This is a genomic window from Microbacterium sp. NPDC080220 (genome assembly GCF_040686395.1).
GTDB lineage: Bacteria > Actinomycetota > Actinomycetes > Actinomycetales > Microbacteriaceae > Microbacterium > Microbacterium gawkjiense.
In genome coordinates this window covers 1-23,428 of record NZ_JBFBOP010000013.1, presented here as the reverse complement: position 1 = coordinate 23,428, position 23,428 = coordinate 1, and the positions used below count along the sequence as shown (strand labels likewise).

28 protein-coding genes and 3 pseudogenes are annotated in these 23,428 nt (G+C 66.8%); 14 read left to right on the top strand and 17 right to left on the bottom strand.

Annotated elements, in window-relative coordinates:
* Nucleotides 1-105 precede the first annotated feature (105 nt).
* Entirely contained in the window at nucleotides 106-1,383 is a 1,278-nt protein-coding gene (locus AB0P29_RS15410; RefSeq protein WP_363381032.1) for an Eco57I restriction-modification methylase domain-containing protein, read from the top strand.
* A gap of 268 nt (nucleotides 1,384-1,651) precedes the next feature.
* On the opposite strand, the gene AB0P29_RS15405 is transcribed toward AB0P29_RS15410, so the two are convergent.
* The 5 genes from AB0P29_RS15405 to AB0P29_RS15385 form a co-directional block, all read right to left on the bottom strand.
* On the bottom strand, nucleotides 1,652-2,077 hold the full coding sequence (locus AB0P29_RS15405) for a hypothetical protein (RefSeq protein WP_005050749.1): 426 nt from the start codon (nucleotides 2,075-2,077) through the stop codon (nucleotides 1,652-1,654).
* Between the two features lie 35 nt (nucleotides 2,078-2,112).
* The gene (locus AB0P29_RS15400) at nucleotides 2,113-2,514 is read right to left on the bottom strand and encodes a hypothetical protein (RefSeq protein WP_005050751.1); all 402 of its coding nucleotides are present in this window, start codon (nucleotides 2,512-2,514) and stop codon (nucleotides 2,113-2,115) included.
* Complete coding sequence (locus AB0P29_RS15395; protein ID WP_047801722.1) at nucleotides 2,511-3,335, bottom strand: hypothetical protein; 825 nt, start codon at nucleotides 3,333-3,335, stop codon at nucleotides 2,511-2,513. Before AB0P29_RS15395 ends, AB0P29_RS15400 begins: the two co-directional genes overlap by 4 nt.
* The gene (locus AB0P29_RS15390) at nucleotides 3,335-4,963 is read right to left on the bottom strand and encodes a hypothetical protein (RefSeq protein ID WP_005050756.1); all 1,629 of its coding nucleotides are present in this window, start codon (nucleotides 4,961-4,963) and stop codon (nucleotides 3,335-3,337) included. Before AB0P29_RS15390 ends, AB0P29_RS15395 begins: the two co-directional genes overlap by 1 nt.
* Nucleotides 4,964-5,063: 100 nt before the next feature.
* On the bottom strand, nucleotides 5,064-5,300 hold the full coding sequence (locus tag AB0P29_RS15385) for a hypothetical protein (RefSeq protein ID WP_043340519.1): 237 nt from the start codon (nucleotides 5,298-5,300) through the stop codon (nucleotides 5,064-5,066).
* Between the two features lie 93 nt (nucleotides 5,301-5,393).
* On the opposite strand from AB0P29_RS15385, the gene AB0P29_RS15380 reads away from it, so the two are divergent.
* Nucleotides 5,394-5,927 (top strand): helix-turn-helix domain-containing protein, encoded by a 534-nt coding sequence (locus AB0P29_RS15380; protein WP_005050761.1) that lies wholly within the window; start codon nucleotides 5,394-5,396, stop codon nucleotides 5,925-5,927.
* Between the two features lie 5 nt (nucleotides 5,928-5,932).
* On the opposite strand, the gene AB0P29_RS15375 is transcribed toward AB0P29_RS15380, so the two are convergent.
* Genes AB0P29_RS15375 through AB0P29_RS15355 form a run of 5 tightly spaced genes read right to left on the bottom strand, consistent with a single transcriptional unit; the run spans nucleotide 5,933 to nucleotide 8,588 of the window.
* Nucleotides 5,933-6,685 carry an HNH endonuclease family protein gene (locus tag AB0P29_RS15375; RefSeq protein WP_005050763.1) on the bottom strand — a complete coding sequence of 251 codons (753 nt, stop codon included), beginning with the start codon at nucleotides 6,683-6,685 and terminating at the stop codon, nucleotides 5,933-5,935.
* The gene (locus tag AB0P29_RS15370) at nucleotides 6,682-7,158 is read right to left on the bottom strand and encodes a hypothetical protein (protein ID WP_005050765.1); all 477 of its coding nucleotides are present in this window, start codon (nucleotides 7,156-7,158) and stop codon (nucleotides 6,682-6,684) included. The genes AB0P29_RS15375 and AB0P29_RS15370 overlap by 4 nt, the downstream gene beginning before the upstream one ends.
* On the bottom strand, nucleotides 7,158-7,460 hold the full coding sequence (locus AB0P29_RS15365) for a hypothetical protein (protein ID WP_005050767.1): 303 nt from the start codon (nucleotides 7,458-7,460) through the stop codon (nucleotides 7,158-7,160). The genes AB0P29_RS15370 and AB0P29_RS15365 overlap by 1 nt, the downstream gene beginning before the upstream one ends.
* A complete protein-coding gene (locus AB0P29_RS15360) occupies nucleotides 7,453-7,704 on the bottom strand; it encodes a hypothetical protein (RefSeq protein ID WP_005050769.1) in 252 nt (83 codons plus the stop codon). Before AB0P29_RS15360 ends, AB0P29_RS15365 begins: the two co-directional genes overlap by 8 nt.
* Nucleotides 7,704-8,588, bottom strand: a complete 885-nt coding sequence (locus tag AB0P29_RS15355) for a hypothetical protein (protein ID WP_005050771.1) — start codon at nucleotides 8,586-8,588, stop codon at nucleotides 7,704-7,706. The genes AB0P29_RS15360 and AB0P29_RS15355 overlap by 1 nt, the downstream gene beginning before the upstream one ends.
* Nucleotides 8,589-8,740: 152 nt before the next feature.
* On the opposite strand from AB0P29_RS15355, the gene AB0P29_RS15350 reads away from it, so the two are divergent.
* Together AB0P29_RS15350 and AB0P29_RS15345 are read left to right on the top strand one after the other, a co-directional pair.
* Nucleotides 8,741-9,400 (top strand): type IV toxin-antitoxin system AbiEi family antitoxin domain-containing protein, encoded by a 660-nt coding sequence (locus tag AB0P29_RS15350; protein ID WP_005050774.1) that lies wholly within the window; start codon nucleotides 8,741-8,743, stop codon nucleotides 9,398-9,400.
* Complete coding sequence (locus AB0P29_RS15345; protein ID WP_236969047.1) at nucleotides 9,333-10,451, top strand: nucleotidyl transferase AbiEii/AbiGii toxin family protein; 1,119 nt, start codon at nucleotides 9,333-9,335, stop codon at nucleotides 10,449-10,451. The genes AB0P29_RS15350 and AB0P29_RS15345 overlap by 68 nt, the downstream gene beginning before the upstream one ends.
* Nucleotides 10,452-10,456: 5 nt before the next feature.
* On the opposite strand, the gene AB0P29_RS15340 is transcribed toward AB0P29_RS15345, so the two are convergent.
* Nucleotides 10,457-10,675: a histone-like nucleoid-structuring protein Lsr2 gene (locus tag AB0P29_RS15340; RefSeq protein WP_082157160.1), complete on the bottom strand. Its 219-nt coding sequence runs from the start codon at nucleotides 10,673-10,675 to the stop codon at nucleotides 10,457-10,459.
* On the opposite strand from AB0P29_RS15340, the gene AB0P29_RS15335 reads away from it, so the two are divergent.
* Nucleotides 10,603-11,046: an SDR family oxidoreductase gene (locus tag AB0P29_RS15335; protein WP_082157159.1), complete on the top strand. Its 444-nt coding sequence runs from the start codon at nucleotides 10,603-10,605 to the stop codon at nucleotides 11,044-11,046. The two genes, AB0P29_RS15340 and AB0P29_RS15335, sit on opposite strands and share 73 nt — an antisense overlap.
* 85 nt (nucleotides 11,047-11,131) lie before the next feature.
* On the opposite strand, the gene AB0P29_RS15330 is transcribed toward AB0P29_RS15335, so the two are convergent.
* The 4 genes and pseudogenes from AB0P29_RS15330 to AB0P29_RS15315 form a co-directional block, all read right to left on the bottom strand.
* Entirely contained in the window at nucleotides 11,132-11,524 is a 393-nt protein-coding gene (locus AB0P29_RS15330; protein ID WP_005050794.1) for an SDR family oxidoreductase, read from the bottom strand.
* Nucleotides 11,525-11,575: 51 nt separating this feature from the next.
* Nucleotides 11,576-12,241: an N-carbamoylsarcosine amidohydrolase gene (locus AB0P29_RS15325; protein WP_005050795.1), complete on the bottom strand. Its 666-nt coding sequence runs from the start codon at nucleotides 12,239-12,241 to the stop codon at nucleotides 11,576-11,578.
* The gene (locus AB0P29_RS15320) at nucleotides 12,238-12,543 is read right to left on the bottom strand and encodes a hypothetical protein (RefSeq protein WP_005050797.1); all 306 of its coding nucleotides are present in this window, start codon (nucleotides 12,541-12,543) and stop codon (nucleotides 12,238-12,240) included. Before AB0P29_RS15320 ends, AB0P29_RS15325 begins: the two co-directional genes overlap by 4 nt.
* 260 nt (nucleotides 12,544-12,803) lie before the next feature.
* Nucleotides 12,804-14,164, bottom strand: a pseudogene (locus AB0P29_RS15315) (IS3 family transposase).
* 160 nt (nucleotides 14,165-14,324) lie between these two features.
* On the opposite strand from AB0P29_RS15315, the gene AB0P29_RS15310 reads away from it, so the two are divergent.
* The 9 genes and pseudogenes from AB0P29_RS15310 to AB0P29_RS15270 all read left to right on the top strand — a co-directional run bounded on the left by AB0P29_RS15310 (nucleotide 14,325) and on the right by AB0P29_RS15270 (nucleotide 20,562).
* Complete coding sequence (locus tag AB0P29_RS15310; protein ID WP_005054956.1) at nucleotides 14,325-15,578, top strand: aromatic ring-hydroxylating dioxygenase subunit alpha; 1,254 nt, start codon at nucleotides 14,325-14,327, stop codon at nucleotides 15,576-15,578.
* Nucleotides 15,575-16,162, top strand: a complete 588-nt coding sequence (locus tag AB0P29_RS15305) for a 3-phenylpropionate/cinnamic acid dioxygenase subunit beta (RefSeq protein ID WP_005054954.1) — start codon at nucleotides 15,575-15,577, stop codon at nucleotides 16,160-16,162. Before AB0P29_RS15310 ends, AB0P29_RS15305 begins: the two co-directional genes overlap by 4 nt.
* A complete protein-coding gene (locus tag AB0P29_RS15300; RefSeq protein ID WP_005054953.1) occupies nucleotides 16,159-16,485 on the top strand; it encodes a hypothetical protein in 327 nt (108 codons plus the stop codon). The genes AB0P29_RS15305 and AB0P29_RS15300 overlap by 4 nt, the downstream gene beginning before the upstream one ends.
* Before the next feature lie 3 nt (nucleotides 16,486-16,488).
* Nucleotides 16,489-16,686 (top strand): ferredoxin, encoded by a 198-nt coding sequence (locus AB0P29_RS15295; protein WP_005054951.1) that lies wholly within the window; start codon nucleotides 16,489-16,491, stop codon nucleotides 16,684-16,686.
* Nucleotides 16,683-17,894: an FAD-dependent oxidoreductase gene (locus AB0P29_RS15290; RefSeq protein WP_005054949.1), complete on the top strand. Its 1,212-nt coding sequence runs from the start codon at nucleotides 16,683-16,685 to the stop codon at nucleotides 17,892-17,894. The genes AB0P29_RS15295 and AB0P29_RS15290 overlap by 4 nt, the downstream gene beginning before the upstream one ends.
* A gap of 112 nt (nucleotides 17,895-18,006) precedes the next feature.
* A pseudogene (locus AB0P29_RS15285) lies at nucleotides 18,007-18,159 on the top strand (helix-turn-helix domain-containing protein); the annotation flags it as partial.
* A 42-nt stretch (nucleotides 18,160-18,201) separates the two neighbouring features.
* Entirely contained in the window at nucleotides 18,202-18,747 is a 546-nt protein-coding gene (locus AB0P29_RS15280) for an IclR family transcriptional regulator (protein WP_223159176.1), read from the top strand.
* 161 nt (nucleotides 18,748-18,908) lie between these two features.
* Nucleotides 18,909-19,631, top strand: a complete 723-nt coding sequence (locus AB0P29_RS15275; protein ID WP_005054944.1) for an alpha/beta hydrolase — start codon at nucleotides 18,909-18,911, stop codon at nucleotides 19,629-19,631.
* 16 nt (nucleotides 19,632-19,647) lie between these two features.
* Nucleotides 19,648-20,562, top strand: coding sequence for an alpha/beta fold hydrolase (locus AB0P29_RS15270; protein WP_005054941.1), 915 nt, complete (start codon nucleotides 19,648-19,650; stop codon nucleotides 20,560-20,562).
* Nucleotides 20,563-21,599: 1,037 nt separating this feature from the next.
* Here the strand turns inward: AB0P29_RS15270 and AB0P29_RS15265 are convergent.
* A complete protein-coding gene (locus AB0P29_RS15265; RefSeq protein ID WP_082802890.1) occupies nucleotides 21,600-21,734 on the bottom strand; it encodes a winged helix-turn-helix transcriptional regulator in 135 nt (44 codons plus the stop codon).
* Between the two features lie 45 nt (nucleotides 21,735-21,779).
* Nucleotides 21,780-23,140: pseudogene (locus tag AB0P29_RS15260) on the bottom strand (IS3 family transposase).
* Nucleotides 23,141-23,428: the final 288 nt, after the last annotated feature.

Sequence of the window (23,428 nt, the reverse complement as noted above, 5' to 3'; positions counted from 1 at the left end):
AGCGGATCGGTTTCCTGCTCGAGCATAGATCGACGGCTCATCAGATGCCTCCAGAGTTCTTTTCGTCGGTTATGTCGGTGTGGTGATCAGCGGCGGCGCTGGCGCTTGCCGCCCCAGAACGCGCGGACTGCCATGGTGATCGCTTCGTCTTTGGTGAGGCGATCACCACGGGCCGCGGCTTCGTCGCGTGCCTGGTTGATGTACTCGAAGACGTCCGGAGGTAGTCGGAAGGTCGCGGGGTGTTTTTCGATGCGCTGGACATTGTACGGGCCGCGCTTCTTGCCGGTGCGGGGCGACGTGTCACACCCCAATCAGGGCGGCTTCGACGTCGTCATCGGCAACCCACCCTACGTCAACCGGCGCGAGCTCAGCTACCGCATCACCGGCTTCGAGACAGACAACGTCGACGACATCTACGCCTCCTGCTGCGAGCGCTCGGCGCAGATCACGCGCCCGGATGGCCGGCTCAGCCTGATCGTTCCCATCCGCAGCCAGTTCGCCGATCGCGACGAGTCACTGCGGAAGTTCTACGAGCGGCGGTTCGATGCGATCTGGGTGAGCACCTTCCAGGAACGCCCGGCTGCCCTGTTCCAGGTGAAGGTGCGCAGCACGATCATCACCGCCGCCGGGTATGGCAGCGTCTCCGAGCTGCACACGACGCTCACCCACAGCTGGATCGAGGCGTTCCGTCCGCATCTGATGGCGACACTGCGGTATTCGCTTCGGCCCGCCGGCTCGCGGACCCCGAACTGGATGCGCGCCAGCAGCGACGCGATGTTCGAGCTGATCGACACGCTGCTTGCGAAGGGCACGATCTCCTCGACGCCGCTTGTCCGTGTGAGCGACTACTCCGTCGGTTTCAAGAAGACCGCCACGTACTTCCTGAGCACGTACACGGTGCCGCCGGTCACCTACGACAAGACCACGCACGCCACGGTGCCCCTCAACGAGGGGAAGCTGTTCGTTCAGAACCGGAAGGACCAGCTCGCGGCCAGCGCGATCGCGGCGTCGCGGCTGGCGTTCCTGTGGTGGACGTTCACGGGCGACTGCTTCAACGTCACCAAGGGCACGATGTCGCAGATCCCATTCTCCCCGCACGCTTACGGGCAGGACACGTTCGATGCTCTGGTGGAGCTCGGCGAGAGGATCGAGGAGGCGCTGCCGGCCGTGCGCTCCTGGGATCTCAACTCCGGGAAGTACGTGGGCGGGTACGCGATCCCCGAACTGCGTCATCTCACCGGTCAGGCCGACGAGATCATGCTGGAGGCGATCGGCCGCATCGATCTGCTGCCGGAGATCCAGTACGCCCACGCCCGGATGTACAAGAGCACCGGGATTTCCGCGACGACACTGCGAAAGTTGCCGTTCGAGGTCGAGGTGTGACGCGCGACATCCGCACGGGTCCTTTGCCCTCGAGCGACTGCGATCGTTCGTCCGGGTCAGGATCCTCTGAGTGATGGATATGACAGGTAGGCGCTACCGGATGAGTTGACCCATCTCCCAGTCGCCGAGAGGGATCGTCCGACAAGTTCTGTCAGCGGTCCAAGCGGGACGGTGGCGGTCAGGTTGATCATCGCCGCACAGCATAGAACGCGTTCTCGAACTCGATGGGCGGGACGACACACCGACAGCGGTGGGGTGCCTACCCTTCTCAGGCGGAGTCACGGAGCGAGGTGACAAGCTCCGCGGGGAGGGCAAAGACCTTCTCGAGCAACGGGAGAAGGTCCCGGACTGCCTCGAGGTGCTGCTCTTCGGTCAGATCGTCGATCGCCGGAGGCTCGTCGCCAGTCCAGCCGATCGCTTCCGCCACGATCGTCAGGGACCAGGAGTCCCACCTGAGCCGCCCCTCGGATCGCAGCTGCTCCCGGAACTGACCGAGCACGCCCACGGGCTGAAACGCATTGCGATCGCGCGCGAGCTCGTCGCGAACGTACAACATCGCCGTTTCGAAACCGAGCAGGAACGTGTGCACTCGCTCGAACGTGACGGGCTGCCCGATATACATTCCGGATCGCTTCACGAATGCCTCGGCGATCGAGTAGACCGGCAACTCGGCCGGCCCGTTAGTTTCACTCATCTCGACTTCCCTGCCAGCAGCTCAGGAGACGGTCATTACCCGCGGCGCCGTTTGCGGCCCCAGTAGGCGCGAAGCGCAACGGTGACGATCTCGTCCTTGGTGAGGCGGTCGCCGCGGCTGGCTGCATCCTGCTTGGCCCAGTCCATCAGTTCAAGCGCGTCGTCGGGGAGACGGATCGAGACGGGCTTCTTCTGGACGTAGACGACGTTGTAGGGCCCCCGCTTCTTCTTCGCCGGCGGTGGCGTCTCCGCCTCGGCCGACTCAGGAGGCGTCGCGCTCGCCGCTGCCGGCTTCTGGCTTGCGCGAGGTGCGCGTGCGGGTGCTTCGGACGTCGCTGCCTGGTCGACGTCGCTGGTGACTTCCTCAGCGGGGGGCGCGGCCTTGCGTGCGCGGGGCTTCGCTGCAGCTGTGGGCTTCTTCGGGGCGGCCATGGTCACTGACCACCTCCTCGGTTTCCACGGCGGCGAGCGCGGCGCTCCTCGATGCGCCGCTTCTCTTCCATGCTGATGAGCTCCGCCGGCGACAGCGAGCGGGGGCGGCGAGTGCGGCCGCGCTCGGCCTGCCTCTGGTACTCGGTCGTCTTGGCCGTGCTGACGACGTTGAGGGTGACGCCGGTGATGGTGTCGCGGCTGGTGTCGAGGTTCACGTATCGGTTCTTCGACTCTTCGCGGAACCAGCCGAGGGCGTCGCCGCCGTTCTCGTGGATGCGCTTGAGCATCGTCGAGGCGTTGTACGAGTTGACCTCCATCACGCGGCCGTTGGAGAAGGTCAGGTGGGCGGTGATCTGCTTCTGCTTGTCGTGGGACTGGCCCTTGGCGGCGTTGCGGACCTGCTTGATCAGTTCGGCGTTCGCCTGCTCGCGGCCCTTCGCGGTGCGGCCCTTGGGGATGCGCATCTCGATGTACCGGTCGCCCCCGGTGGCGTATGCCACGTCGACGCGCAGCCGACCACCCTGGCGACCCTCAACGTAGGTGCCGCTGAGGTCTTCGGGGATGACGGGCTTGGCGCCGGCCTTGCCTCGCACGGGGGCGATCGAGCCGTCCTTGCGCCGGCGCCGCGGCGGGACGTGGGTGAGGCGTCCGGTGTCAGCGAGCTCCTGGAGCGCCTGGCGGTAGAGGGCGCCGCTGGTTTCGCCGTTGAGGATCTTGCGGACCATTCGAGGCGAGCGGTGCAGCTCCTCGGCGATCTCGGCCGTGCTGATGCCCTTGCGCCGCAGATCGCGGATGAGGTCTTGGGCGGTGCGCTGCTGGTCAGCCATCAGCCCTTCTCCTCTGCCTGCTCGAGCGCCTTGGCGATGCCGGCCCGCTCGGCACGTGCTTTCAGCGCGTCACGCTGCCGCAGCGTCTCCGGCGTGATGAAGGATCCGTTGAGGTAGCCCTGCAGGCGCAGGCGCCCGGTCTTGCCGTCGTCGCCGCCGCCGATGAACCGGTCCGGCAGGGACCACGCCGGCAGCTTGGTCGTGTAGATCGCATCACCCTGGATGCCGATGAGCGTCGAGGGGTCGACCGTGAGAGCACCGGAGGTGTAGCCGCCGAGGGAGCTGGGGCCGTGGAGGACGCGAGCGCGTGCGCGACCCCAGACCTGGGCGGCGAGCTCCGGGTGGTAGAAGCTTCGGGTGCGGTCGTTCGGGCGCGACGGGATGCGATAGATCCAGAGGTTGCCCTGTCGCAGCATCTTGGCCCTGTACTCGGGCGGGACGTCATCGGGCGACGCGGCGACGCGGGTCTCGTCGCGGCCCGCGGCGGCGAATGCACCGATCGAGTGCAGCATGATGTTCCGCAGCGCGGCGAGCACAGCGCGGCGCAGGTCCGGGTGCATCTCGTCCTGCAGCTGGACTCGCTCGCGGGCGCGCGTCATGCGCTCGGTGAAGGTGTCTAGAGGCTTGGCCTTGCGGAACACCACGGCCTCGTGAGGGCGGATCTCCCACCCGTGCTTGAGGGCGACGTGGATCTCGCTGCCGTCGGCCCAGGTGTCGTGCACCGCTCCGGGCCGGTTCGGATAGAACCAGCCTTCGCGAACGTCCAGGTGCTTCACACCGAGCAGGCCAACGTGGTTCCAGCCCTGAGGGACGCGGAACCGCACGTGGAAGCGGGCGCGCGCGTAGGGGTCTTGCTCGAGCAGCTCGTACGCGGCGGCCTGGTTCAGCCGGATCGCGGGGCCGATACCGAGCTCGCGCCCGACGCCGGCGAACATGAACCGGCCGTCGACGTAGGCGAACTCGCTGATCTTCTTCGTCTTGGCCGGGTCGATCAGCGGGACGCAGTCCTCGTGCTTGGCGAACGACTCCCCCGCGACCAGGTGGTCGTAGTGGTGCAGGCCCGAGGTGAAGTGGATCTCCTGGGCGATGTCGTCTTCGACCGGCACGGGGTTGATGTTCTTCGGCAGCGACAGCGCCCACAGGTTCGTTCCGGTGGCGGCAGGGCTGTTGAACAGGCGCGCGTTCTCGTCGGCGTGGCGAATGATCGACGCGGTGACGTTCCAGGCCAGACGAGCCTGGGCAGGGGTCAGCGGCCCGTCGCCGAACCACTCCTCCGCGGTGCGGACTTCGATCTTGAAGCCGGTGACCGCGTGCTCGAACCGACCGGTGGGCGGGCCGTTGTTGACCCAGTGGGCTCCGGGCTTCCAGTTCGGGGTCTGGACGTACAGCCAGTGCCGCACGCCAGGCGCAGGCTCGGGGCGCTTCCCGGTCAGCATGATGCGGTTAGCGCCGTACGAGGCAGCCGTGTCGAGCAGGTCCGTCAGGTTGGGGTTCTTGCGGCGCTCGCCGATGACGGGGCGAACGGGCGTGCCGGCGTCGGTGACGCCTTGCCCGGTGGTCTGGTCGACCCAGATCGTGGGCACGTCCTTCGGCGTCCACGGCTTGGGTCGGTAGTTCAGCTCGTCCATCTCACCCCCTCATTCGTCAGGTTATATTAGTCAAGAGTGCTTGAAAATTGCAATCAGATTTCGCAGTCGACGGGCGCTCCATGAAGGTCTGGCGGGGTCGCTAGGACGCGAGGCGGCCGCCGTAAGAGCGCCCGCGTCCGTGGTAGGACTTCTGCGCCTTCCGCAGCCCTTCCTCGGTCATCCCCAGCAGGAGGGCGATCTCTCGCTGGGTCAGCTCGGCCGCGCGCGCCTCGTCGACGACTTTGCCGCGGCGTTCGCGCAGCTCGTCCGCTTGCGCGAGCTGCTGGCCGATGCGACGGAGCTCCTCACGGATGGCGTCCGCGTCCTTGTTAGCCATGCGCCCCAGCATCCCCAACCAAGTTGGGTCTGGTTGCCGCGGCGCGCCGTAACCGCGAAAGTGGTTATATTCATCCAGCTGAGAGGAGCGCTGATGACCGGACGGCACCTCACCACGGCGGACGTCGCCGAGAAGCTCGGCGTGTCCGTCGTCGCGGTCTACAAGATGCGCTCCATCAGCAACAAGCTGCGCAGAGCCGGCCAGGAGGGTCCTCTGCTCCCCGAGCCGGTTGCCATAGAAGGCAACTCCCCGCTCTACGACGAGGCCGCGATCGACGCATTCGCGCAGGAGCGCGCGCGCAGGGCGCCCTCGCAGCGCGGCCGCCGGCCGCGACTGATGCCGGGACTGGCGCGCGATGCGGCTTTCGCGGAGCGGTTGCGGGCGGCGATCGCGGACGGGGCGGGGGCGCCCGAGGTTCCCACGCAGGCGGCTCTGATCGACCTGCTCGGCTTGAACGTCGTCACGTTCGGTGAGCGGATGCGAGGGCGCACCCGCTGGACCGACGCCGAGCTCGAGGTGATCAGGCGCACCCTCGGTGTCGACACGACGGATGCGAACGAGGTCGTAGACCGCGCTCGCGCGGCCAAGCGTCAGGCGCGCGCGGCGAGATCCCACGCGGGTTCGTAGCGGCTTCACGACATGCTCCCGCTCTCGTCGCTGGCTTGCTGGGCAGCGCAGGTTGAGAGCGTGTCCACGAGCGCACCGCGGTCGGCTTCGTCGACCGCGAGGTGCCAGGTGTCGACGATCTCCGTGTAGCGGGCGACGTAGGTGCACACGTAGTCGGCGTTCGATGGCAGCCACAGGGCTGGCCCGTGGTCGTTCTTGGCCGCATTCGTGTTGCCATCGACGGCGACGATGTTGTCGAACGAGTTGGCGAACTGAATGCGCTGCTGCTCGGTCCACGCCCACGCGCCCCCGGCGTGCGCCGCCGAAAGGCTGACGATGTGGTCGATCTGGACGCCGGAGCTTCCCGGGGCTCCAGGGGCGGCGATCCGGTCGTGCTCGAACTCAATGCGTGTGCCCGTGTACGGATCGGGGTCGAGCACGCCGGAGAGCACCGTGCAACCGTCACGGACGACGTCCTGCAGCTGGACGGCGAGGAGATCGTCTCGCTGATCGCAGCCGTTTCCCTCGATGTCGATCCAGCGCTCGCCGAACGTGGCGCGGCGATACTCGGGAATCTCCTCGGTGGGATCGATCAGCGGCAGCTCCTGCGCGACTGCGGCGAGCGCGGTGTAGTCGTAGGTCGGGTCCGGGGCGGGTGCCTGCGGGCGCGTCCATGTGTCGATCCAGGAGGTGATGCCCAGCTGGTGGGCGCCGAAGCCGAGCGCGAGAGCTGCGACCGCGGCGAGGGCTGTGCTGGCGCGGCGGGTGCGTCGGTTCATCTGCGCTCCTTTGCCTGTGCGGTGTCGGCTTGGTCGAGCAGCAGTATGGTTCGGGCGATCTGGGTGCGTGCCTCGTCGATGACCTCGAGGGTTTCGTCGTCGGCGTCGAGCTCTGAGAGTGCGTGGCTCTGGCGGCGGAGCTGGTCGCCGAGGTGGAACATGCCGGCACTGAGGAGGACCTCGGCGAGCGCGGCCGCGCGGGCGCCTTGGTGGTCGGCGCTGACGGCGAGGTCGTCGATGATCTCGATGAGGGTTGCGCGGGATCCCATCGTTGGGTCTTCTCCTGGAGTGAGCTCGCGGAGCGCTTCACGGTTGAGCAGCGTCTGGAAGAGCCTGTGCATCCGTTGGGTGAGGGGGCGGCCGTCGCGGCGGGTGCAGTTGAGCGCGAACTCGCGGAAGCTCCATCGGACGGTGACGGGTGTGCCGGTCTGGATGGTCATGGCTTCCTGGAGGCGCACGGCGATGTCGGTCATCAGTGCTCCTCGGTTCGGCCCAGGTGGGGGATCTGCTTGAGGTGGGCGCCGCGGCCGTTGCCGAGCTGGGGGGAGATCGCGCAGCTGGGCAGGTGCAGTCTCGCGTTCGGCCCGTGGCCTGCTGCCGCGTGGGGTGTGGGCTGCCGCGTTGGCCGGGTGTGCCGGGCGCCTCGCTGAGTCAGCGGGAGGGGGTTGAAGCGCAGCGACAGGGCCCAGCGATGGCCGCCGAGCGCGCGGACGACCCGCAGCCACTCTCCCTCTTTGGTGGAGTCGATGGTGAAGGTGTTCGGCTGGTCAGACATCTGCGGCTTCTTTCGGTGCGAAGGGGCTGTTCTTGGCGTCGCGGAGCATCTGCCGGGTGATCGGCTCGGTCTCCTCGAGCGAGGCGAGCGAGAAGTAGTGGCGGCGGGCGCGGGCCGCTTCGGTGCAGGTGAGCAGCTGGCGGTTGCCGTGGTTCGGGCATCCTCCCTTGCTGCGGCATCCGGCCAGGTAGCCGGCGGTGGTGCCGTGCAGGGCGGCTTCGAGGATGTCGAGCGTCTTGCTCATCAGGCGGCCTGCCGGAGTCCGAGGTCGTCACGGTCGCGGTCGATGGTGCGGACGTCGACGCCGAGCAGGTCGCTGAGCTGGGTGAGGCTGAGTCCGCGTTCGGTCCCGCGTCGGGTGGCTTCGAGGCGCTCGTCTCGGGTGAGGCGGACGTTCTGGCCGGCGAGAGCGAGCTCGATCGCGATCTCGTCGAGCAGGGGTTCCTGCCCGGCTGTGGGCGGTGCCGGGTCGGTGTCGATGTCGTCCCAGGCCAGCGGCGGCAGCCAGCCGTGCCGGCGTGCGACCGTGAGTGCGTAGGAGCGGCCGACCCGCTGCGCTCGGGTGTGGGTGGGGGGCTGCTGGTCCCAGAGCTCGTCGTAGAGCGCGGCGATGTCGTCGTGGACACGGATGTCCACGTAGGCGCCTTCGAGTGCCTTGTTGACCTTCCAGCGCGGGTAGCCGAGTCGGCGTGCGATCTCGTGGTGGTTCCATCCGATCGCGGCCAGAGCCTGGAGGCGCCGGCGGGTGCCGCGGCCGTTGACTCGGCCCTGCGCGGCGAGAGTGCTGCTGTCGGGGGTGACTGCGAGGAGTTTGCGGGCGGTGGCGCCGGTGACGAACCGTGCCGTCTCGCTGTTGAGCAGGCGACGGACCGTGGCGCCGCCGACGCCGGCGCTGATGGCGATCCGTTCGGGGATCATCCCGGTGTCGACCAGTGCCTGCAGGTGCTGCCGGATCGGCTCGATGGGTTGGTGCGCGTCCTGGTATCGCCCGTAGGCCAGGAGACGGTAGCGGTCGCGGCGGCGGCGCGCGTTGCCGTCCATGCAGGCGCGGCACCCGCAGAGGTGGACGACGTAGCAGGTGGAGGTCAGCCCGTGCTTGTGGTCCGGCGGGCAGGTGTGGGTCCGCATCTTCTCCTCCTCACAGATGGTTATATTCCCGAATATAACCCGTTCCCGAGGGTTTGGAACCCCCTCACTGCTAAGGGGTGGCCCCAGAGGCTCGAAGTCGACAATCTGAACGAGCTACAACGTTTGTTGCGGTTTCTCGCTACACTGTGCGCATGGCAGGATCAACTTTCGCTCGTCTGGGCGAGCTCGCGTCACAGCGTTGGGGCCTGGTGACCACCGCCCAGGCGCTCGAGGCTGGCGTGGCGCGCCCGACCCTGACGCGCCTCGCCAACAGCGGCGCGCTCATCCGCGTCGCGCGCGGCGTCTACCGCCTCGCCGGCGCGCCAGAGCACGAGCAGGAGGCGATCCTCGCGACCTGGCTCGCCCTCGGCGGCGCCGACCGTCCCCGCACAGACACCGGCGTCCCGCCCGTCGTCGCCGCAGGCCAGACGGCCGCGCAGCTGCATGGCATCGGCGACTGGTTCCCCGGGCCACTCGAGTTCGTCGTTCCCACCCGCCGCGGTACCCGCCTGGACGGGGTGCGGCTCCGCACCCGCGAGCTCGCGCCCACCGAGGTGGTCTCCGTCGACGGGATGCCGACCATGAGCGTCGAGCGCACGATCGCCGACCTGATCGAGCAGTGGGTCGACCGCTCCCTCGTCGCCGATGCGCTCGCCGACGCCGCGGACGCGGGAAAGCTGCTCTCCCCCGCCCGCCTGACCGAGTATCTGGAGCCGCTGGCCAAGCCCAACAAGTACCCCTCGGGTGCCGCGCTCGCGGCTGATCTGCTCGCTCTTGCGGGCGTCGACGCGGTGGTGCCGGCCGATGCCTGAGCCCGACGGCTACAAAGACTGGACGGGGCTTGCGCAGGCGATCAAGGCGGCCGCGACGAAGGCAGCCGGTGACGGCGCGAGCGCGCTGGATGTGAATGCGCAGATCGTGCAGGCACAGCACGATCGTTTCCTCAGCCGGGTCTTTGCGGAGGGGGAAGAGTCCGAGTGGCTGCTCAAGGGCGGCACGGCGATGCTCGCCCGGGTGCCGAAGTCACGGTCGACGAAAGACCTGGATCTGGCCTCGACCGGCGCCGCCGATCTGGATGCCGCGCAGCAGGCGCTCGAGCAGGCAGCCGCGCGTGATCTCGGCGACCATGTGCGGTTCCAGCTCACCCGTGCCCGTGCGACCGGGCGAGGAGAGAACCAGCCGGGTGTCGCGACCCGGCGCCTGGTGTTCACATGTCTGGACGCGAACACCGGCCGGAGGATCTCCGACATCCCCATCGACGTGGTCGTCGGCCCTCCCCCGGTCGGCCGCGTCGAGACGATCGAGCCGTCGACGCGGCTGCAGCTGGGGCGGCCGGTCCCGTCGCACCCCTACCGGCTGTTCCCGATCTCCGATCAGGTCGCGGAGAAGGTCACTGCGACGATGAGCACCTACAACGGCCGCCCCAGCAGCCGCGCGAAAGACCTGGTGGACATCGTCACCATTGCACGCACGCAGCGCGTCGACCTGCGCGAGCTGCAGATGGCCATCGACGCGAAGCGTGCACTGTCAAAGCTCGACTCGTTCACTACGTTCACGGTCCCGGACGGTTGGGACGGTCCCTACCGGGTGCTCGCGGCCGGCACGCCCTCAGCCGGCGGGATCACCGATCTGGGTGAGGCCGTGGCTCTCGCGCGTCAGCTGATCGATCCCGCGCTCGCCGACGCGCCCGTGCAACCGGGGACGGTCTGGGTCCCTGGCTCAGGCTGGACACAGAACCCTCCGCCGCCGGAGCCGGGCGGCAGCGGATCCCCTTCGGGGGAGGTCCACGTGCGCGCGCACGTGCGCTCCGGTTATCCCGTCACGGAGCACTGGCGCGCAGCGCGCGGCTCAGCCCAGGAGTGACCGCGTCAGTGCGCCGCGTCGTACGCCTCGAGGATGGACGCGGGAACCCTGCCGCGATCGCTGACCTGGTGTCCGTTCTGACTGGCCCATTCACGCACCGTGTTGAGATCGGCCCGTCCGCCCCGCGACGTCCTCGCCGGACGCCGGGTGGCTGCGCCGATGCGGCGCGCGCTCTTGGCCCAGGCCTCGAACTCGAGATCGATCTCGAGTTGCTTTCCGTCGATCGCGAAGGTCGCGGGATCGAGCCGCTCGCCAGGTCGCGCACACCACCGCGAAGGGCGGCGTCATCGCGATGACGAAGTCGCTCGCTGCGGAGGGCGCCCGCTACGGCGTCCGCGCGAACTCGATCTCGCCTGGCTTCGTCAGCACCCCGGCGACGGACAAGGCGGTGGATGCGGAGGGCAAGGCCTGGCAGGTCGGCAACGCGCTCATTCAACGCCCCGGCACGGGCGAGGACATCGCGTACATGCCGCTCTACCTGGCCTCCGACGAGTCCTCTTGGGTGACCGGACAGAACTACAGCGTCGACGGCGGCGCGACCGCCGGGTGGCGGAACGACAGCGAGACGGACCGACTGGCCGCGAAGAACGGCTGACACGCGGGTCGCGGCGCGACCGGTGACGGACGTGAGGCACGGTGTCAGCTGACACCGTGCCTCCCGTCCGTCGTGGCCACCTCGTCTAAATCGCGAGGTACCCGCCGTCGACGGCGAACTGCGCGCCGGTCGCGAAGGCGGCCGCGTCGGAACCGAGCCACGCGACCATCTCGGCGATGTCGTGCGGCGTGCCGAGTCGGCCGATCGGGTGCTTCGTCAGCAGCGCGTCCTTGAAGCCGGGGTAGGTCTCCTCCAGCGCGTCTATCATTGGCGTCTGGATCACCCCGGGCAGCACTGCGTTCACGCGGATGCCTTTGTCGGAGTACTCCACCGCGGCGGCTCGGGTGAGGCCGATGACGCCGTGCTTCGACGTGACGTAGGCGGACTGGTGGGCGATGGCGACCTGCCCGAGGGACGAGGCGGTGTTGATGATGGATCCGCCGCCCTGCGCCAGCATCTGCGGGATCTCGGCCTGCACGCCGGTTCAATATTCCGCACAGAGGAAGTTGGCCCCACGGCGTTACTGCAGTCAATCGTTCTGTTGCGCAAGCCCCCGCAGGTAAGCACGTGCGTCGTCGAGGCTGACGACATCGCCGTACTTCGCGTCGATGTCAAAGAGGCTGGCCAGGTGCGGAAGGGCTGCCCGGTCGCCGACTGCCTCTTCGACGACGATGGTGTGGAAGCCGTAGGAGCAGGCGTCAACCGCCGAGGCGCGCACGCACCCACTGGTGGTGCAGCCGACGATGATGATGGTGTCGACACCCCGTGAGATCAAGCGTGCGGCGAGATCAGTTCCGAAGAAGCAGGATGCGTACTTCTTCACCAGGGTCATCTCGTGGGGCAGCTGGCCCAGCCTGCTGTCGACCTCCACCCATTCGCTGCCCTCCACCAACAGGTGGTTGGACGGGATCTTCTTGATCCAGAGCCCCGCCTCCTGCAATTCGGTGTCGTACGCGACCGTCGAGAAGAAGATGGGGATCTCGAGTTCACGGGCGGGGACGAGTAAGGCATTGGTGGCGGCCAGCTGTGACTCCAGTTCGCCTGACAGGGGCGAACGGCTGTCCGTGAATCCGGTGATCAAGTCGACGATCAGCAGCGCCGGCTTCTCGCCGTAGCCGATCCGGCCGCCCAATCCCTTGGCCTTGAACTCGTCGCGCAGCCGTGCGTACTCATCGATCAGCTCCGTATTCGTCACGAATCGGCTCTCCTGTTCCCCGTCGACTGATAGTGCGCCGCGATGGCATCGCTCGTCGTCACCCAGACACCATCGTGAGACGTGATGTGCTCGAGGGCCCGATCAAGGTAGCGGTGGCGGAACGGCTGGCCGACGATGAACGGGTGCAACGGCAGCGACATGACGCGACCCGAGTGCTCGGAGTCTGAATAGAGCTGATCGAACTGGTCGATCACCGCTTCCAGGAACTGCGGGCCGGTATAGCTCTTACTCACGAACATCGTCACATCGTTGAGTTCTATCGTGTAGGGAACGCTGAACATCCCGTCGACGTTCAGCGGATACGGCTGATCGTCGTTCGTCCAGTCCAGGACGTAGTCATACCCCAGCTCCCGAAGGATCCGGCTGCAGCATCGCGGTACCGCCGAAGATGCTCGTGGAGGGCTTGTCGATCTGATAGTGCTCGATGTTCAGCCCGACATAGAACGCCACTCGGGCCCCATTCGGCCACGAAATCGTCGGTCGCTCCGTGATCGGGCTGTAATCGAAGCGGAAAGTGTCAAGGCGGGTGAGACAGATTCCGTCAGGCGGTCTGTATGAGGGCCTCCTGTGAGGGCTGGTTGATCCAGGCGGCCTCGGGCAGCTTGGGCGCCTGGGGTCGGCGGTGGCCGAAGCGCTCGGGACGGGCGGCGTAGGCCGCGTCCAGGGTGGCCTGGCGCTGGGCGCGGACCTGCCCGGCGGTGCCGAAGTGGACGCTGGCGGGGGTGTGCAGCCCGATCCCGCAGTGGCGGTGCTCGTGGTTGTAGTAGGCGAAGAACTGCTCGGCGAACGCGCCGGCGTCGGCCAGGGACCCGAAGCGCTCGGGGAAGACCGGGGCGTACTTCAGCGTCTTGAACGCCGCCTCGCTGTAAGGGTTGTCGTTCGACACGTGCGGGCGGGAGTGCGACCTGGCCACCCCGAGGTCGACGAGCAGCTGAGCGACCGGTTTGGAGGTCATCGAGGTCCCGCGGTCGGCGTGGATCGCCTCCGGCACGCCATGGATGCCCATGGCGTGCTCGAGCAGGTTCTTGGCGATCTCGGCGTCCTCGCGGGCCGCGATGGTCCAGCCCACGACGAACCTGGAGAAGATGTCGAGCACGACGTACAGGTCGTAGTACACGCCCCGCTCCGGCCCCTTGAGCTTTGTGATGTCCCAACTCCACACCTGCCCCGGCGCCGTCGCGACGAGCTCGGGCCGGGTCCGGGGCGGGTGGCTCGCCTGCCGGCGCCGTTCCCCGGCCATGTCGTGCTCGCGCAGGATCCGGTGCATCGTGGACATCGAGCACAGGTAGGTGCCCTCGTCCAGCAGCGTGGCCCAGACCTGGGCGACCGACTTGTCCGCGAACCGCTGGCTGGTCAACACGGCCAGCACGTGGGCCCGCTCGGCGGCGGACAGCTTGTTCGCCGGTGCCGGCCGCGGTGTCCGTGGACGTGGCGGTGGCGGGTTCTTGGCCCGGTAGTGACTGGCGCGGGAGCGACCCAGCAGCGCGCACGCAGCCGCGGTGCCGACGTGCTCGGCCAGCCCGTCGACGGCCGGGTTGATCACCGCGGCGACCGCGGCGGCTTGTCCGCGCTCTCGGAGAGCGTCTCCAAGAGCGCGTGTGCTTTTCCCATCAGGTCCAGCGCCGCCCTGGTCTTGGCCAGCTCGGCCTCGGCCTTCTCCGCCCGGGCCCGTAGCGCCTGCAGCTCCCGCTCGCGCCGGTCCCGCGGCTTGCTGCCCAGCCCGGACAGCGAGCCGGCGGCCGCGGCCTTGCGCCACTCGATGATGTGGGAGGTGTACAGGCCCTCCCGGCGCAGGATCTCCCCACGCCCAGAGCGGTCCGCGGCGTCGTACTCGGCCAGGATCGCCGCTTTGAACTCGGCGGTGAACGTCCGCCTCTTGGGCCGGTCAGCACGAGGAGCCATAGCCCCATCATCGGTGCCGACGTCAGCAACCGTCATCGTCATCTCAGTATTGGTCCGTTCTCGCCCCGTGCAGTGCGAAGGTCAGCAGTGCTGGTGTCTCACCCCATCCTGACGCACAGGGCTCGAGCGGGAGCGCTTGTTCAGTCGCGCGTGGATCTTCGTGGGTCACGAATCAGAGATCCCTCAGCCCGGCGACTACGTGGTGCGGCGAGTGCTCGACGACTCGTTCATCGTGGTGCGCGACGAGAGTGGCTCCGTCAAGGCGATGTTCAACATGTGCCTGCACCGAGGAATGCAGGTGTGCCGGGCGGAAATGGGCAACGCCTCGCACTTCCGCTGCCCGTATCACGGCTGGTCGTACCGCAACGACGGACGAATCGTGGGGCTGCCGTTCCACGAAGAGGCGTACGGTGGCGAGGCTGGCTTCAATCGCAAGGGAGCCCGCCTGCTTCCGGCGCCGAGCCTCGACAGCTACAACGGGTTGATCTTCATCAGCATGGATCCGGATGCGCCACCGCTGATCGACTACCTCGGCGATTTCGCTTTCTATCTCGACTACTACACGAAGCAGAGCTCCTCGGGCATCGAGCTCCGCGGCCCGCAGCGCTGGCGGGTGAAGGCGAACTGGAAGATCGGCGCAGAGAACTTCGCCGGCGACATGTACCACACGCCACAGACCCACACCTCGGTGGTCGAGATCGGCCTCTTCCGCGAACCGAAGGCGGAGAAGCGTAAAGACGGCAACACGTACTGGGCGGGCAACGGCGGAGGCACGACCTACAAGCTTCCGGAGGGAACGCTCGAGGAGCGGCTGCGCTACGTGGGCTACCCCGACGAGATGATCGACCGGATGAAGGAGGTCTGGTCCCAGGACCAGCTCAATGTGATCGGCGAGAACGGCTTCATGATCTCGGCGGCCTCGATCTTCCCGAACATGAGCTTCGTGCACAACTGGCCGAAGGTGGAAGACGGCGACGACGTGCTCCCGTTCATCTCGATCCGTACCTGGCAGCCGATCAGCGAGAACGAGACCGAGGTGCTTTCCTGGTTCGCCGTCGACGCAGCGGCACCGGAGGAGTTCAAGGCTCTGTCGTACAAGGCGTACCTGATGTGCTTCGGCAGCACGGGGATGTTCGAGCAGGACGATGTGGAGAACTGGGTGTCCCTTACGAACACCGCGAAAGGGAATATGGCGCGGCGCTTGCTGCTGAACAGCCGGATGGGCGTGCTGAAAGACGGCAGATTCGTCGTGGAGCCGCTCGGACCGGACGCGTTCTCTGGCCCGGGCGTGGCCCACGTCGGTTACGGAGAGTACAACCAGCGGCATCTGCTCGAGCGCTGGGCGGACTACCTCGAGACGGAGCCGACCGCGCTGATCATCTCGTCGGTGGGGATGCCGGAGGGGCTGTCATGACCGAGGCGCGCTGGGTTCGACTGAAAGAGTCGCCGCTCGGAGCACATACGACCAAAGCCACGCGGGTGGGGAGTTCGTTGTCGTTCTCGGACGGCCTGCATCTGGAGACGCACAGGTGGCTCGTCGAAGAGGCATACATCCTCGACGAGCAGCGGTACGAGGACTGGCTCGACCTCATCGCCGACGATGTGCACTACATCATGCCCGTGCAGGTCACTACCGCGCTCGGCGCCGGGTACTCGACGTCTCCGGGCATGGCGCATTGGGACGAGAACAAGTACTCCCTGAGCCGGCGGGTCGCCCGCTTCCTCACGGAACACGCCTGGACAGAGGATCCGCCCTCCCGGCTCCGTCACTTCGTCACGAACGTGCGCACCTTCGAGAGCGACGTCCCGGGCGAGGTCGTCGTCGATTCTGCGGTGCTTCTTTTCCGCAGTCGCGGCGACGTGCACGAGCCCGCGGTGATCTCGGCCGGCCGCGAAGACGTTCTGCGACGTGTCGGCGGCGGGTTGCAGCTCGCACGCCGAACCATCACGGTCGACGAGTCGGTCTTGCGCACACAGAATCTGGCGATCTTCCTATGAAACTCGAATGGGAAGGCGAAGAGGACGACCGCATCGCGGCCATCGCAGCAGCAGACGAACGTCAGCGGCTCGAAGACCAGCGGGTAGGGGCTCCGATCTCGATCGCCAATGAGTTCTCGGAGATCCGGGTATCTCGCGTGGAGACACGCAACGGCTCCCGGCTCCTGATCGAGTCGCCGCGATCCGGGCAGTGGGTCGCTCTCGATCCGCTCGAGCTCGAGGCGCTGACCTGGCAGACTACGGCGACGTTCTCCGCCATGATCGCCCAACCGTTCGCACCGATGTTCCCTGAGATAACGCCTGAAGAAGCAGGAGAGGAGTGACACATGCCTGTCGTGAAAGCGGATCTCGGGCTCTGTCAGGGCTACGCCAACTGCATCATGGCCGCGGGAGACTATTTCGATCTCGATGACGACGGCGTCGTGATCCTGCTCAGAACAGAGGTCGACGAGGCCGACCGGAAACGGGTCACCGAGGCGGCGAACAGCTGCCCGGTTTCCGCGCTCCGGGTGGAAGACGAATGACGACAGCGATTGTCGGTGCGTCGATCGCGGGGGTACGGGCCGCGCAGGCGCTTCGGGCAGAGGGGTATCGCGGAGACGTTGTGCTCATCGGCTCCGAGCCCGTGCTGCCCTACGACAAGCCGCCGCTGTCGAAGGGATACCTCGTCGGTGCAGGTGCAGCCGAGGTCACGCTCCTCACGGCGGCGGAGGCGCTCGAGCTTAACATCGACCTTCGTCTCGGTGTGCCGGCGGTAGGTCTGGACCGTGCGTTGTCGGAGCTCCGGCTGGCGAATGGACGGCGGGTCGGCTTCGATGACCTCGTGGTGGCGACCGGCGTCCGCGCGCGGCCGTCGCCGTGGGGTGAAGGCGAGGGAATCCATGTGCTGCGGACACTCGACGACGCAGACCGGCTGCGCGCCGAGCTAGTTCCCGATCGCAGGATCATCGTCATCGGAGCGGGCTTCATCGGCGCCGAGGTCGCCGCGACCGCTCTTGGGCTCGGAGTCGATGTCACCCTGGTCTCGGCGACACGCGACCTGATGTCACGCCGGCTCGGTGACGAGATTGGCGCCCTCTTCTCGCAGAAGCACTCCCGGCATGGCGTACATGCGGTTCTCGGACGGACGGTCGCGCAGATCGACGGTGCGAAGGGAGACTTCCGCGTGCTCCTGGATGACGGTTCCGAGCTCCACGGTGATGTCGTCGTCATCGGCATCGGGGCAGTGCCGAACGTCGAATGGCTCGAGGACTCAGGGCTCGAGATCGACGACGGTCTCGTCTGCGACGAATTCCTCACGGCACTCGGCGCCCCGGAAATCCATGCGATCGGCGATGTTGCGCGGTGGCGGCATCCGGTTCGCGGCGATCTCACCCGTCTTGAGCACTGGACGAATGCGGTCGACCAGGCGCGCTGTGTCGCGCACAACATCGCTCATCCCGACGACCGACGCTCATATCTGCCTGTCGAGTATGTCTGGAGTGACCAGTTCAACTGGAAGCTGCACATCGTCGGTCGCACGACGGCAGTCAACCCCGAGATGGTGACGGACCCTCGAACACCCGACCGGATCGCGTCTCTGTACTCTCAGAATGGTCTGTCATTCGACGGGGCAGTGGTACTGAATTGGCCCCGCGCTCTCGTCGAAGTCCGCCGGTCCATCGCAGCGGGATCGTCGCTTTCCGACGTTCGTGTACGACTGGGCCGGCTGCTCGAATCGGCGTCCGGATAGACCTGGACGGGATCGCCTTGCCCTTGATGGCGGCCCTGAGGGCCGGCAGGAACGATACAGTTTCTGTTGTGCAGAGAAATAGAGCAGCCGACGGAGTCGATGCGGCTCCGCAATACCGATCGAGTCGGTCGACAATGCCCTGAAACTCCTGCTCCTGCTCGGTGAGAAGAACGAACTTCGACTGACGGACGCCAGCAAGCACCTGGGTGTCGCGACCTCAACGGCGCATCGCATCCTCGCGATGCTTCAATGGCGAGGATTCGTGCGGCAAGACCCGCGAACGAAGACATACGGGCCAGGGCCGTCGTTGACCACGATCGCCTTCTCGGTGCTGAGAAAGATGGACATCCCGCAGATCGTGCAACCGATCCTCGAGGAACTCAGCCACCAAGCCGGCGAGACGGTTCACCTCGGCACGCTCGACGGCAACTCCACTCGCTTTCTCGCAGTCTCGGAACCGACGACGGCGGTGCGAGTCGCTTCACGGTTGGGCAAGGAGATGCCGGCCCATTGCACCTCCACGGGAAAGGTTCTCCTGGCGCAGCTCCCGCGAGAACAATTGGACCGTCTCTACCCCGACGAGCAACTCTCACAGGTGACTCCGCAGTCGATCCGTACCAAGACCGAGCTCCTCGCACAACTGGATCTTGTCGCGAAGCAGGGCTATGCAACGAACCGGGAGGAGAGCGAGGAGGGCGTGGCCTCGGTGGCCGTGGCCGTTCCCTCGGCGAGCGGGCTGCGGTTGGCGATCAACGCATCTGCCCCGGTGTTCCGCTTGCCTCCCCGCAAGGTGAAGACCCTCGTCGCACTCCTCGATGAGGCAGCCGTACGTCTGGCCGACCTGACCTCCTGAAGGCTCGTCGTCTCTTTCCCCTGCGACCTGGTGCAGGGGTCGTTCGGCGCGTTCTGAAGAGAGCTCGAGCCATGCTGGACTGTTGGCGCCGCGCAAGCTATTGTGTCTTCTAGTTAGGAACAAGTTCTGCTCAGCAGATAAATATGCGAAGAGGATGATCAATGCAGATCGTACTGGTGCACGGCGGATGGGTAGGCGGCTGGGTGTGGGACGGCGTCGCCGACGAATTGCGCAGAATGGGGCACGAGGTGATCGCGCCGACGCTGCGCGGTCTCGAAGACGGTGACGTGGACCGCTCCGGCGTCACGATGAGCATGATGGCGCGCGATCTGATCGATCAGGTAAGAGAGCTCACCCAGCTCGACATCGTGCTCGTCGGTCATAGCGGCGGAGGTCCGCTCATCCAACTCGTCGCTGAGGCGATGCCCGAGCGCATCGGCCGGGTCGTCTTCGTCGACGCCTGGGTGCTGCGCGACGGCGAGACCATTAACGACGTGCTCCCCGATCCGTTGGTCGCAGCGACGAAGGCGCTTGCGAGTCAGTCCGACGACAACACCATCGTCATGCCGCCTGAGCTCTGGGCCGCGTCTATGCAGGACATGTCCCCGTTCGAGCAGCAGCAGCTCGCCGCGCTCGAGCCGAGGCTCGTCCCAGCGCCGGCAGGCTGGTCCGATGAGCCGATCCGCCTCGACCGGTTCTGGGCGAGCAGCATCCCGTCAAGTTATGTGTTCCTCGCTCAGGACCAGGCCGTTCCCGCTGAGATCTACCAGGCCGCGGCCGGGCGGCTTGATAGTCCGCGCACGATCGAGATCGACGGAAGCCATTTGGTGATGCTCACGCATCCGGAGAGGCTCGCACGGGCCCTCGACGCCGTCATTGCCTAACAGGCCTGGGGAAGCTATGGATTCGATTTCACGCCCAGACGACGTCGCGCCGATCTCGTACACCGAACTGGCGCCGTCGGGTGCGCCTGCTCGGTGGATCGTCCTCGTGCACGGGGGTGGTGCCTCGAACGAGTACTATCTCGAGACGCCCGACGGCCGACAGGGCTGGGCGGCACGATTCGTATCGCATGGCTACGGTGTGCTGGTGGTGGACTGGCTGGGGTTGTCCTATGAGGCGGCCCAACACGTCGATGATCGTGCGGCGTCTGCGCGGCTGGACTATGAGAGCGTGTGCCGAGGGATGGGCGTGTTCCTCTCTGGTCTCGGCCGGAACGTCGTGCTGGTCGTGCACTCGATGGCAGGTCCGATTGGCTTCCGCCTCCTAGAGACGCATGGCGATCTCATCGACGGGCTCGTAGCCGTCGCTCCGGGCCCGCCTGGAAATATACAGGCGGTGCCCGAGATCGTGAGGGAGTCCGACCAGGAGGTCTCCATCCGTGGAGCGGCCATCGACTGGACCATCCCGAAGATGGGTTTCTGGGAACCCACAAGCGCCTTCGTGAACGACAAGGCCATCGGACCCAGCCGGCGGTTCCCCCGCGAGTGCATCGAGGTGTTCCGCCGCACCCTTCGGCCGATCCCGGCCCGGATGCTTTATCAGCGTCAGAACATCGGTGGGAGCCAAATGAGGATCGGGCCGACCGACGCGTTCACGAACAAGCCGATTCTCGTCTTCACGGGTGGAGCCGATACCGACCACCCCTCGCAGCTGGATCAGGACATCGTGGCCTGGCTCACCGATCAGGGCGCCGCCGTCACCTTCTGGTCGTCCGAACTGCCTCTTCTCGCTGGGAACGGCCACTCGCTGATGGTCGAAGACAATAGCGACGAGATCGCTGACGAGATCGCGCGGTGGATCACGGCGCTCTGACTCGCCACCGTATCGTCCCGGCCATTATTTCAGCCGACCCGACGTCCCCAACAGCGGAGGAGAACGCCAGTCGTTTCCTTCGTGTCACTCGAGGGAACGCTGTGCCAGCTCGTTGCCGACTACGACTTGGTCGATCGGGCCCTTGCTCGAACTCCTCATTTCATACGTCTGGCGATGGACTCAAGGGAGATGTTCGCCGACGGCCGCGTGCAACTCCAGGTCATCGGTGGACAGCTGAGGCGTCTGCCACGACGCATCGAGACGATCGGTTCGCAGCTCGAACGGAACGTTCGGGCTGAGCATAAGGATGTTCCGAGACCTCCAGGAACGCGGATGGATCGGTTCGTTGGTCGGGGAGCTGACGACCACCCTGGTTGGCGTGGCGCTTATCGTCGCTGCGGTGCTACTTTCGGTCTCGGGGGGTGGCCCCCAGCTCGCCCCGACGTCGCACTCCTACCGTTCCTAGGGGCGGGGTGGTCGGCCTCGCGGGCAGGCTCCTCGTGCTGAGGCCGCTGCGCACCTCCTTGATGCGCACCACGCTGATCGCCGGATCCTGGCAAACTATCCCGCGACGCGAATTCGCAGGGGGTGTCGGCGCGACTTTCGATCGACGTACAGTGCCGTCCGTTAACAAACGATCGGTTCGTGCGACCGAACTGTCGAACGCCTGTGCATCGCTGCGGCGAGTTCCTCATGGCGCAGTACCTGGGTTTCGCTTCCGGAAGAAGATTTCACGAACCCCAGCGACACGGTGTTGCGGTGACGTTCGACGAAAGAGAAGAAGGATGGCCCGGCGAATCCCAATCGCGCGAAGTCTCGCCTTCGAAATGACAGAAGCGCTCCTGTGCTCGCGCGTCGGTTACTTCGCACCTTCTAGGTGTGACGTTATCAATTAGGGTGATGACGACCGGTGACGGGTACCGGTACCTGCTGAACTCTGTCGTGTCCGGTGACGGCGACCGCGACGCCTCGTCTGTGTTGACGCGGTATTACGCGGAGGCCGGGACTCCTGGCTCGATGTAGCGCCGAGGGGGTCGCTACTGGTCGGTTCCGACGTTGTGTTCAACCCAGTCGCGCAGATGCTTCAACGGGGCGGCTGCGCTGTGTCCGAGGTCAGTAAGTTCGTACTCCACGCGAGCGGGAACCTCGGGGTAGACGGTGCGAGTGAGCAGGCCGTGGTCTTCCGGAAAGTGTCAAGGCGGGTGAGACAGATTCCGTCAGGCGGTCTGTATGAGGGCCTCCTGTGAGGGCTGGTTGATCCAGGCGGCCTCGGGCAGCTTGGGCGCCTGGGGTCGGCGGTGGCCGAAGCGCTCGGGACGGGCGGCGTAGGCCGCGTCCAGGGTGGCCTGGCGCTGGGCGCGGACCTGCCCGGCGGTGCCGAAGTGGACGCTGGCGGGGGTGTGCAGCCCGATCCCGCAGTGGCGGTGCTCGTGGTTGTAGTAGGCGAAGAACTGCTCGGCGAACGCGCCGGCGTCGGCCAGGGACCCGAAGCGCTCGGGGAAGACCGGGGCGTACTTCAGCGTCTTGAACGCCGCCTCGCTGTAAGGGTTGTCGTTCGACACGTGCGGGCGGGAGTGCGACCTGGCCACCCCGAGGTCGACGAGCAGCTGAGCGACCGGTTTGGAGGTCATCGAGGTCCCGCGGTCGGCGTGGATCGCCTCCGGCACGCCATGGATGCCCATGGCGTGCTCGAGCAGGTTCTTGGCGATCTCGGCGTCCTCGCGGGCCGCGATGGTCCAGCCCACGACGAACCTGGAGAAGATGTCGAGCACGACGTACAGGTCGTAGTACACGCCCCGCTCCGGCCCCTTGAGCTTTGTGATGTCCCAACTCCACACCTGCCCCGGCGCCGTCGCGACGAGCTCGGGCCGGGTCCGGGGCGGGTGGCTCGCCTGCCGGCGCCGTTCCCCGGCCATGTCGTGCTCGCGCAGGATCCGGTGCATCGTGGACATCGAGCACAGGTAGGTGCCCTCGTCCAGCAGCGTGGCCCAGACCTGGGCGACCGACTTGTCCGCGAACCGCTGGCTGGTCAACACGGCCAGCACGTGGGCCCGCTCGGCGGCGGACAGCTTGTTCGCCGGTGCCGGCCGCGGTGTCCGTGGACGTGGCGGTGGCGGGTTCTTGGCCCGGTAGTGACTGGCGCGGGAGCGACCCAGCAGCGCGCACGCAGCCGCGGTGCCGACGTGCTCGGCCAGCCCGTCGACGGCCGGGTTGATCACCGCGGCGACCGCGGCGGCTTGTCCGCGCTCTCGGAGAGCGTCTCCAAGAGCGCGTGTGCTTTTCCCATCAGGTCCAGCGCCGCCCTGGTCTTGGCCAGCTCGGCCTCGGCCTTCTCCGCCCGGGCCCGTAGCGCCTGCAGCTCCCGCTCGCGCCGGTCCCGCGGCTTGCTGCCCAGCCCGGACAGCGAGCCGGCGGCCGCGGCCTTGCGCCACTCGATGATGTGGGAGGTGTACAGGCCCTCCCGGCGCAGGATCTCCCCACGCCCAGAGCGGTCCGCGGCGTCGTACTCGGCCAGGATCGCCGCTTTGAACTCGGCGGTGAACGTCCGCCTCTTGGGCCGGTCAGCACGAGGAGCCATAGCCCCATCATCGGTGCCGACGTCAGCAACCGTCATCGTCATCTCAGTATTGGTCCGTTCTCGCCCCGTGCAGTGCGAAGGTCAGCAGTGCTGGTGTCTCACCCCATCCTGACGCACAGGGGGCGGCTGGACGATCTCACCGAGTGGGCGCATGGTTTCACCGGCCGGGCCCAGTCGTTCCCCGGCTACCGGGCCTGGAGTCCCGCGGGGTGGTGGTCTTTCGGGCCCGCGGCGTCGTGACCGCGACGGGGTGAGCCATCGTGCGATGGTCAGTGAGAACGACCAAGA

Coding starts and splice junctions, on each gene's coding strand:
- AB0P29_RS15405 (WP_005050749.1), bottom strand. CDS start 2,077: ATGAGTGAAACTAACGGGCCGGCCGAGTTGCCGGTCTACTCGATCGCC.
- AB0P29_RS15395 (WP_047801722.1), bottom strand. CDS start 3,335: ATGGCTGACCAGCAGCGCACCGCCCAAGACCTCATCCGCGATCTGCGG.
- AB0P29_RS15390 (WP_005050756.1), bottom strand. CDS start 4,963: ATGGACGAGCTGAACTACCGACCCAAGCCGTGGACGCCGAAGGACGTG.
- AB0P29_RS15385 (WP_043340519.1), bottom strand. CDS start 5,300: ATGGCTAACAAGGACGCGGACGCCATCCGTGAGGAGCTCCGTCGCATC.
- AB0P29_RS15380 (WP_005050761.1), top strand. CDS start 5,394: ATGACCGGACGGCACCTCACCACGGCGGACGTCGCCGAGAAGCTCGGC.
- AB0P29_RS15375 (WP_005050763.1), bottom strand. CDS start 6,685: ATGAACCGACGCACCCGCCGCGCCAGCACAGCCCTCGCCGCGGTCGCA.
- AB0P29_RS15370 (WP_005050765.1), bottom strand. CDS start 7,158: ATGACCGACATCGCCGTGCGCCTCCAGGAAGCCATGACCATCCAGACC.
- AB0P29_RS15365 (WP_005050767.1), bottom strand. CDS start 7,460: ATGTCTGACCAGCCGAACACCTTCACCATCGACTCCACCAAAGAGGGA.
- AB0P29_RS15360 (WP_005050769.1), bottom strand. CDS start 7,704: ATGAGCAAGACGCTCGACATCCTCGAAGCCGCCCTGCACGGCACCACC.
- AB0P29_RS15355 (WP_005050771.1), bottom strand. CDS start 8,588: ATGCGGACCCACACCTGCCCGCCGGACCACAAGCACGGGCTGACCTCC.
- AB0P29_RS15350 (WP_005050774.1), top strand. CDS start 8,741: ATGGCAGGATCAACTTTCGCTCGTCTGGGCGAGCTCGCGTCACAGCGT.
- AB0P29_RS15320 (WP_005050797.1), bottom strand. CDS start 12,543: ATGTTCAGCGTTCCCTACACGATAGAACTCAACGATGTGACGATGTTC.
- AB0P29_RS15305 (WP_005054954.1), top strand. CDS start 15,575: ATGACCGAGGCGCGCTGGGTTCGACTGAAAGAGTCGCCGCTCGGAGCA.
- AB0P29_RS15300 (WP_005054953.1), top strand. CDS start 16,159: ATGAAACTCGAATGGGAAGGCGAAGAGGACGACCGCATCGCGGCCATC.
- AB0P29_RS15295 (WP_005054951.1), top strand. CDS start 16,489: ATGCCTGTCGTGAAAGCGGATCTCGGGCTCTGTCAGGGCTACGCCAAC.
- AB0P29_RS15290 (WP_005054949.1), top strand. CDS start 16,683: ATGACGACAGCGATTGTCGGTGCGTCGATCGCGGGGGTACGGGCCGCG.
- AB0P29_RS15275 (WP_005054944.1), top strand. CDS start 18,909: ATGCAGATCGTACTGGTGCACGGCGGATGGGTAGGCGGCTGGGTGTGG.
- AB0P29_RS15270 (WP_005054941.1), top strand. CDS start 19,648: ATGGATTCGATTTCACGCCCAGACGACGTCGCGCCGATCTCGTACACC.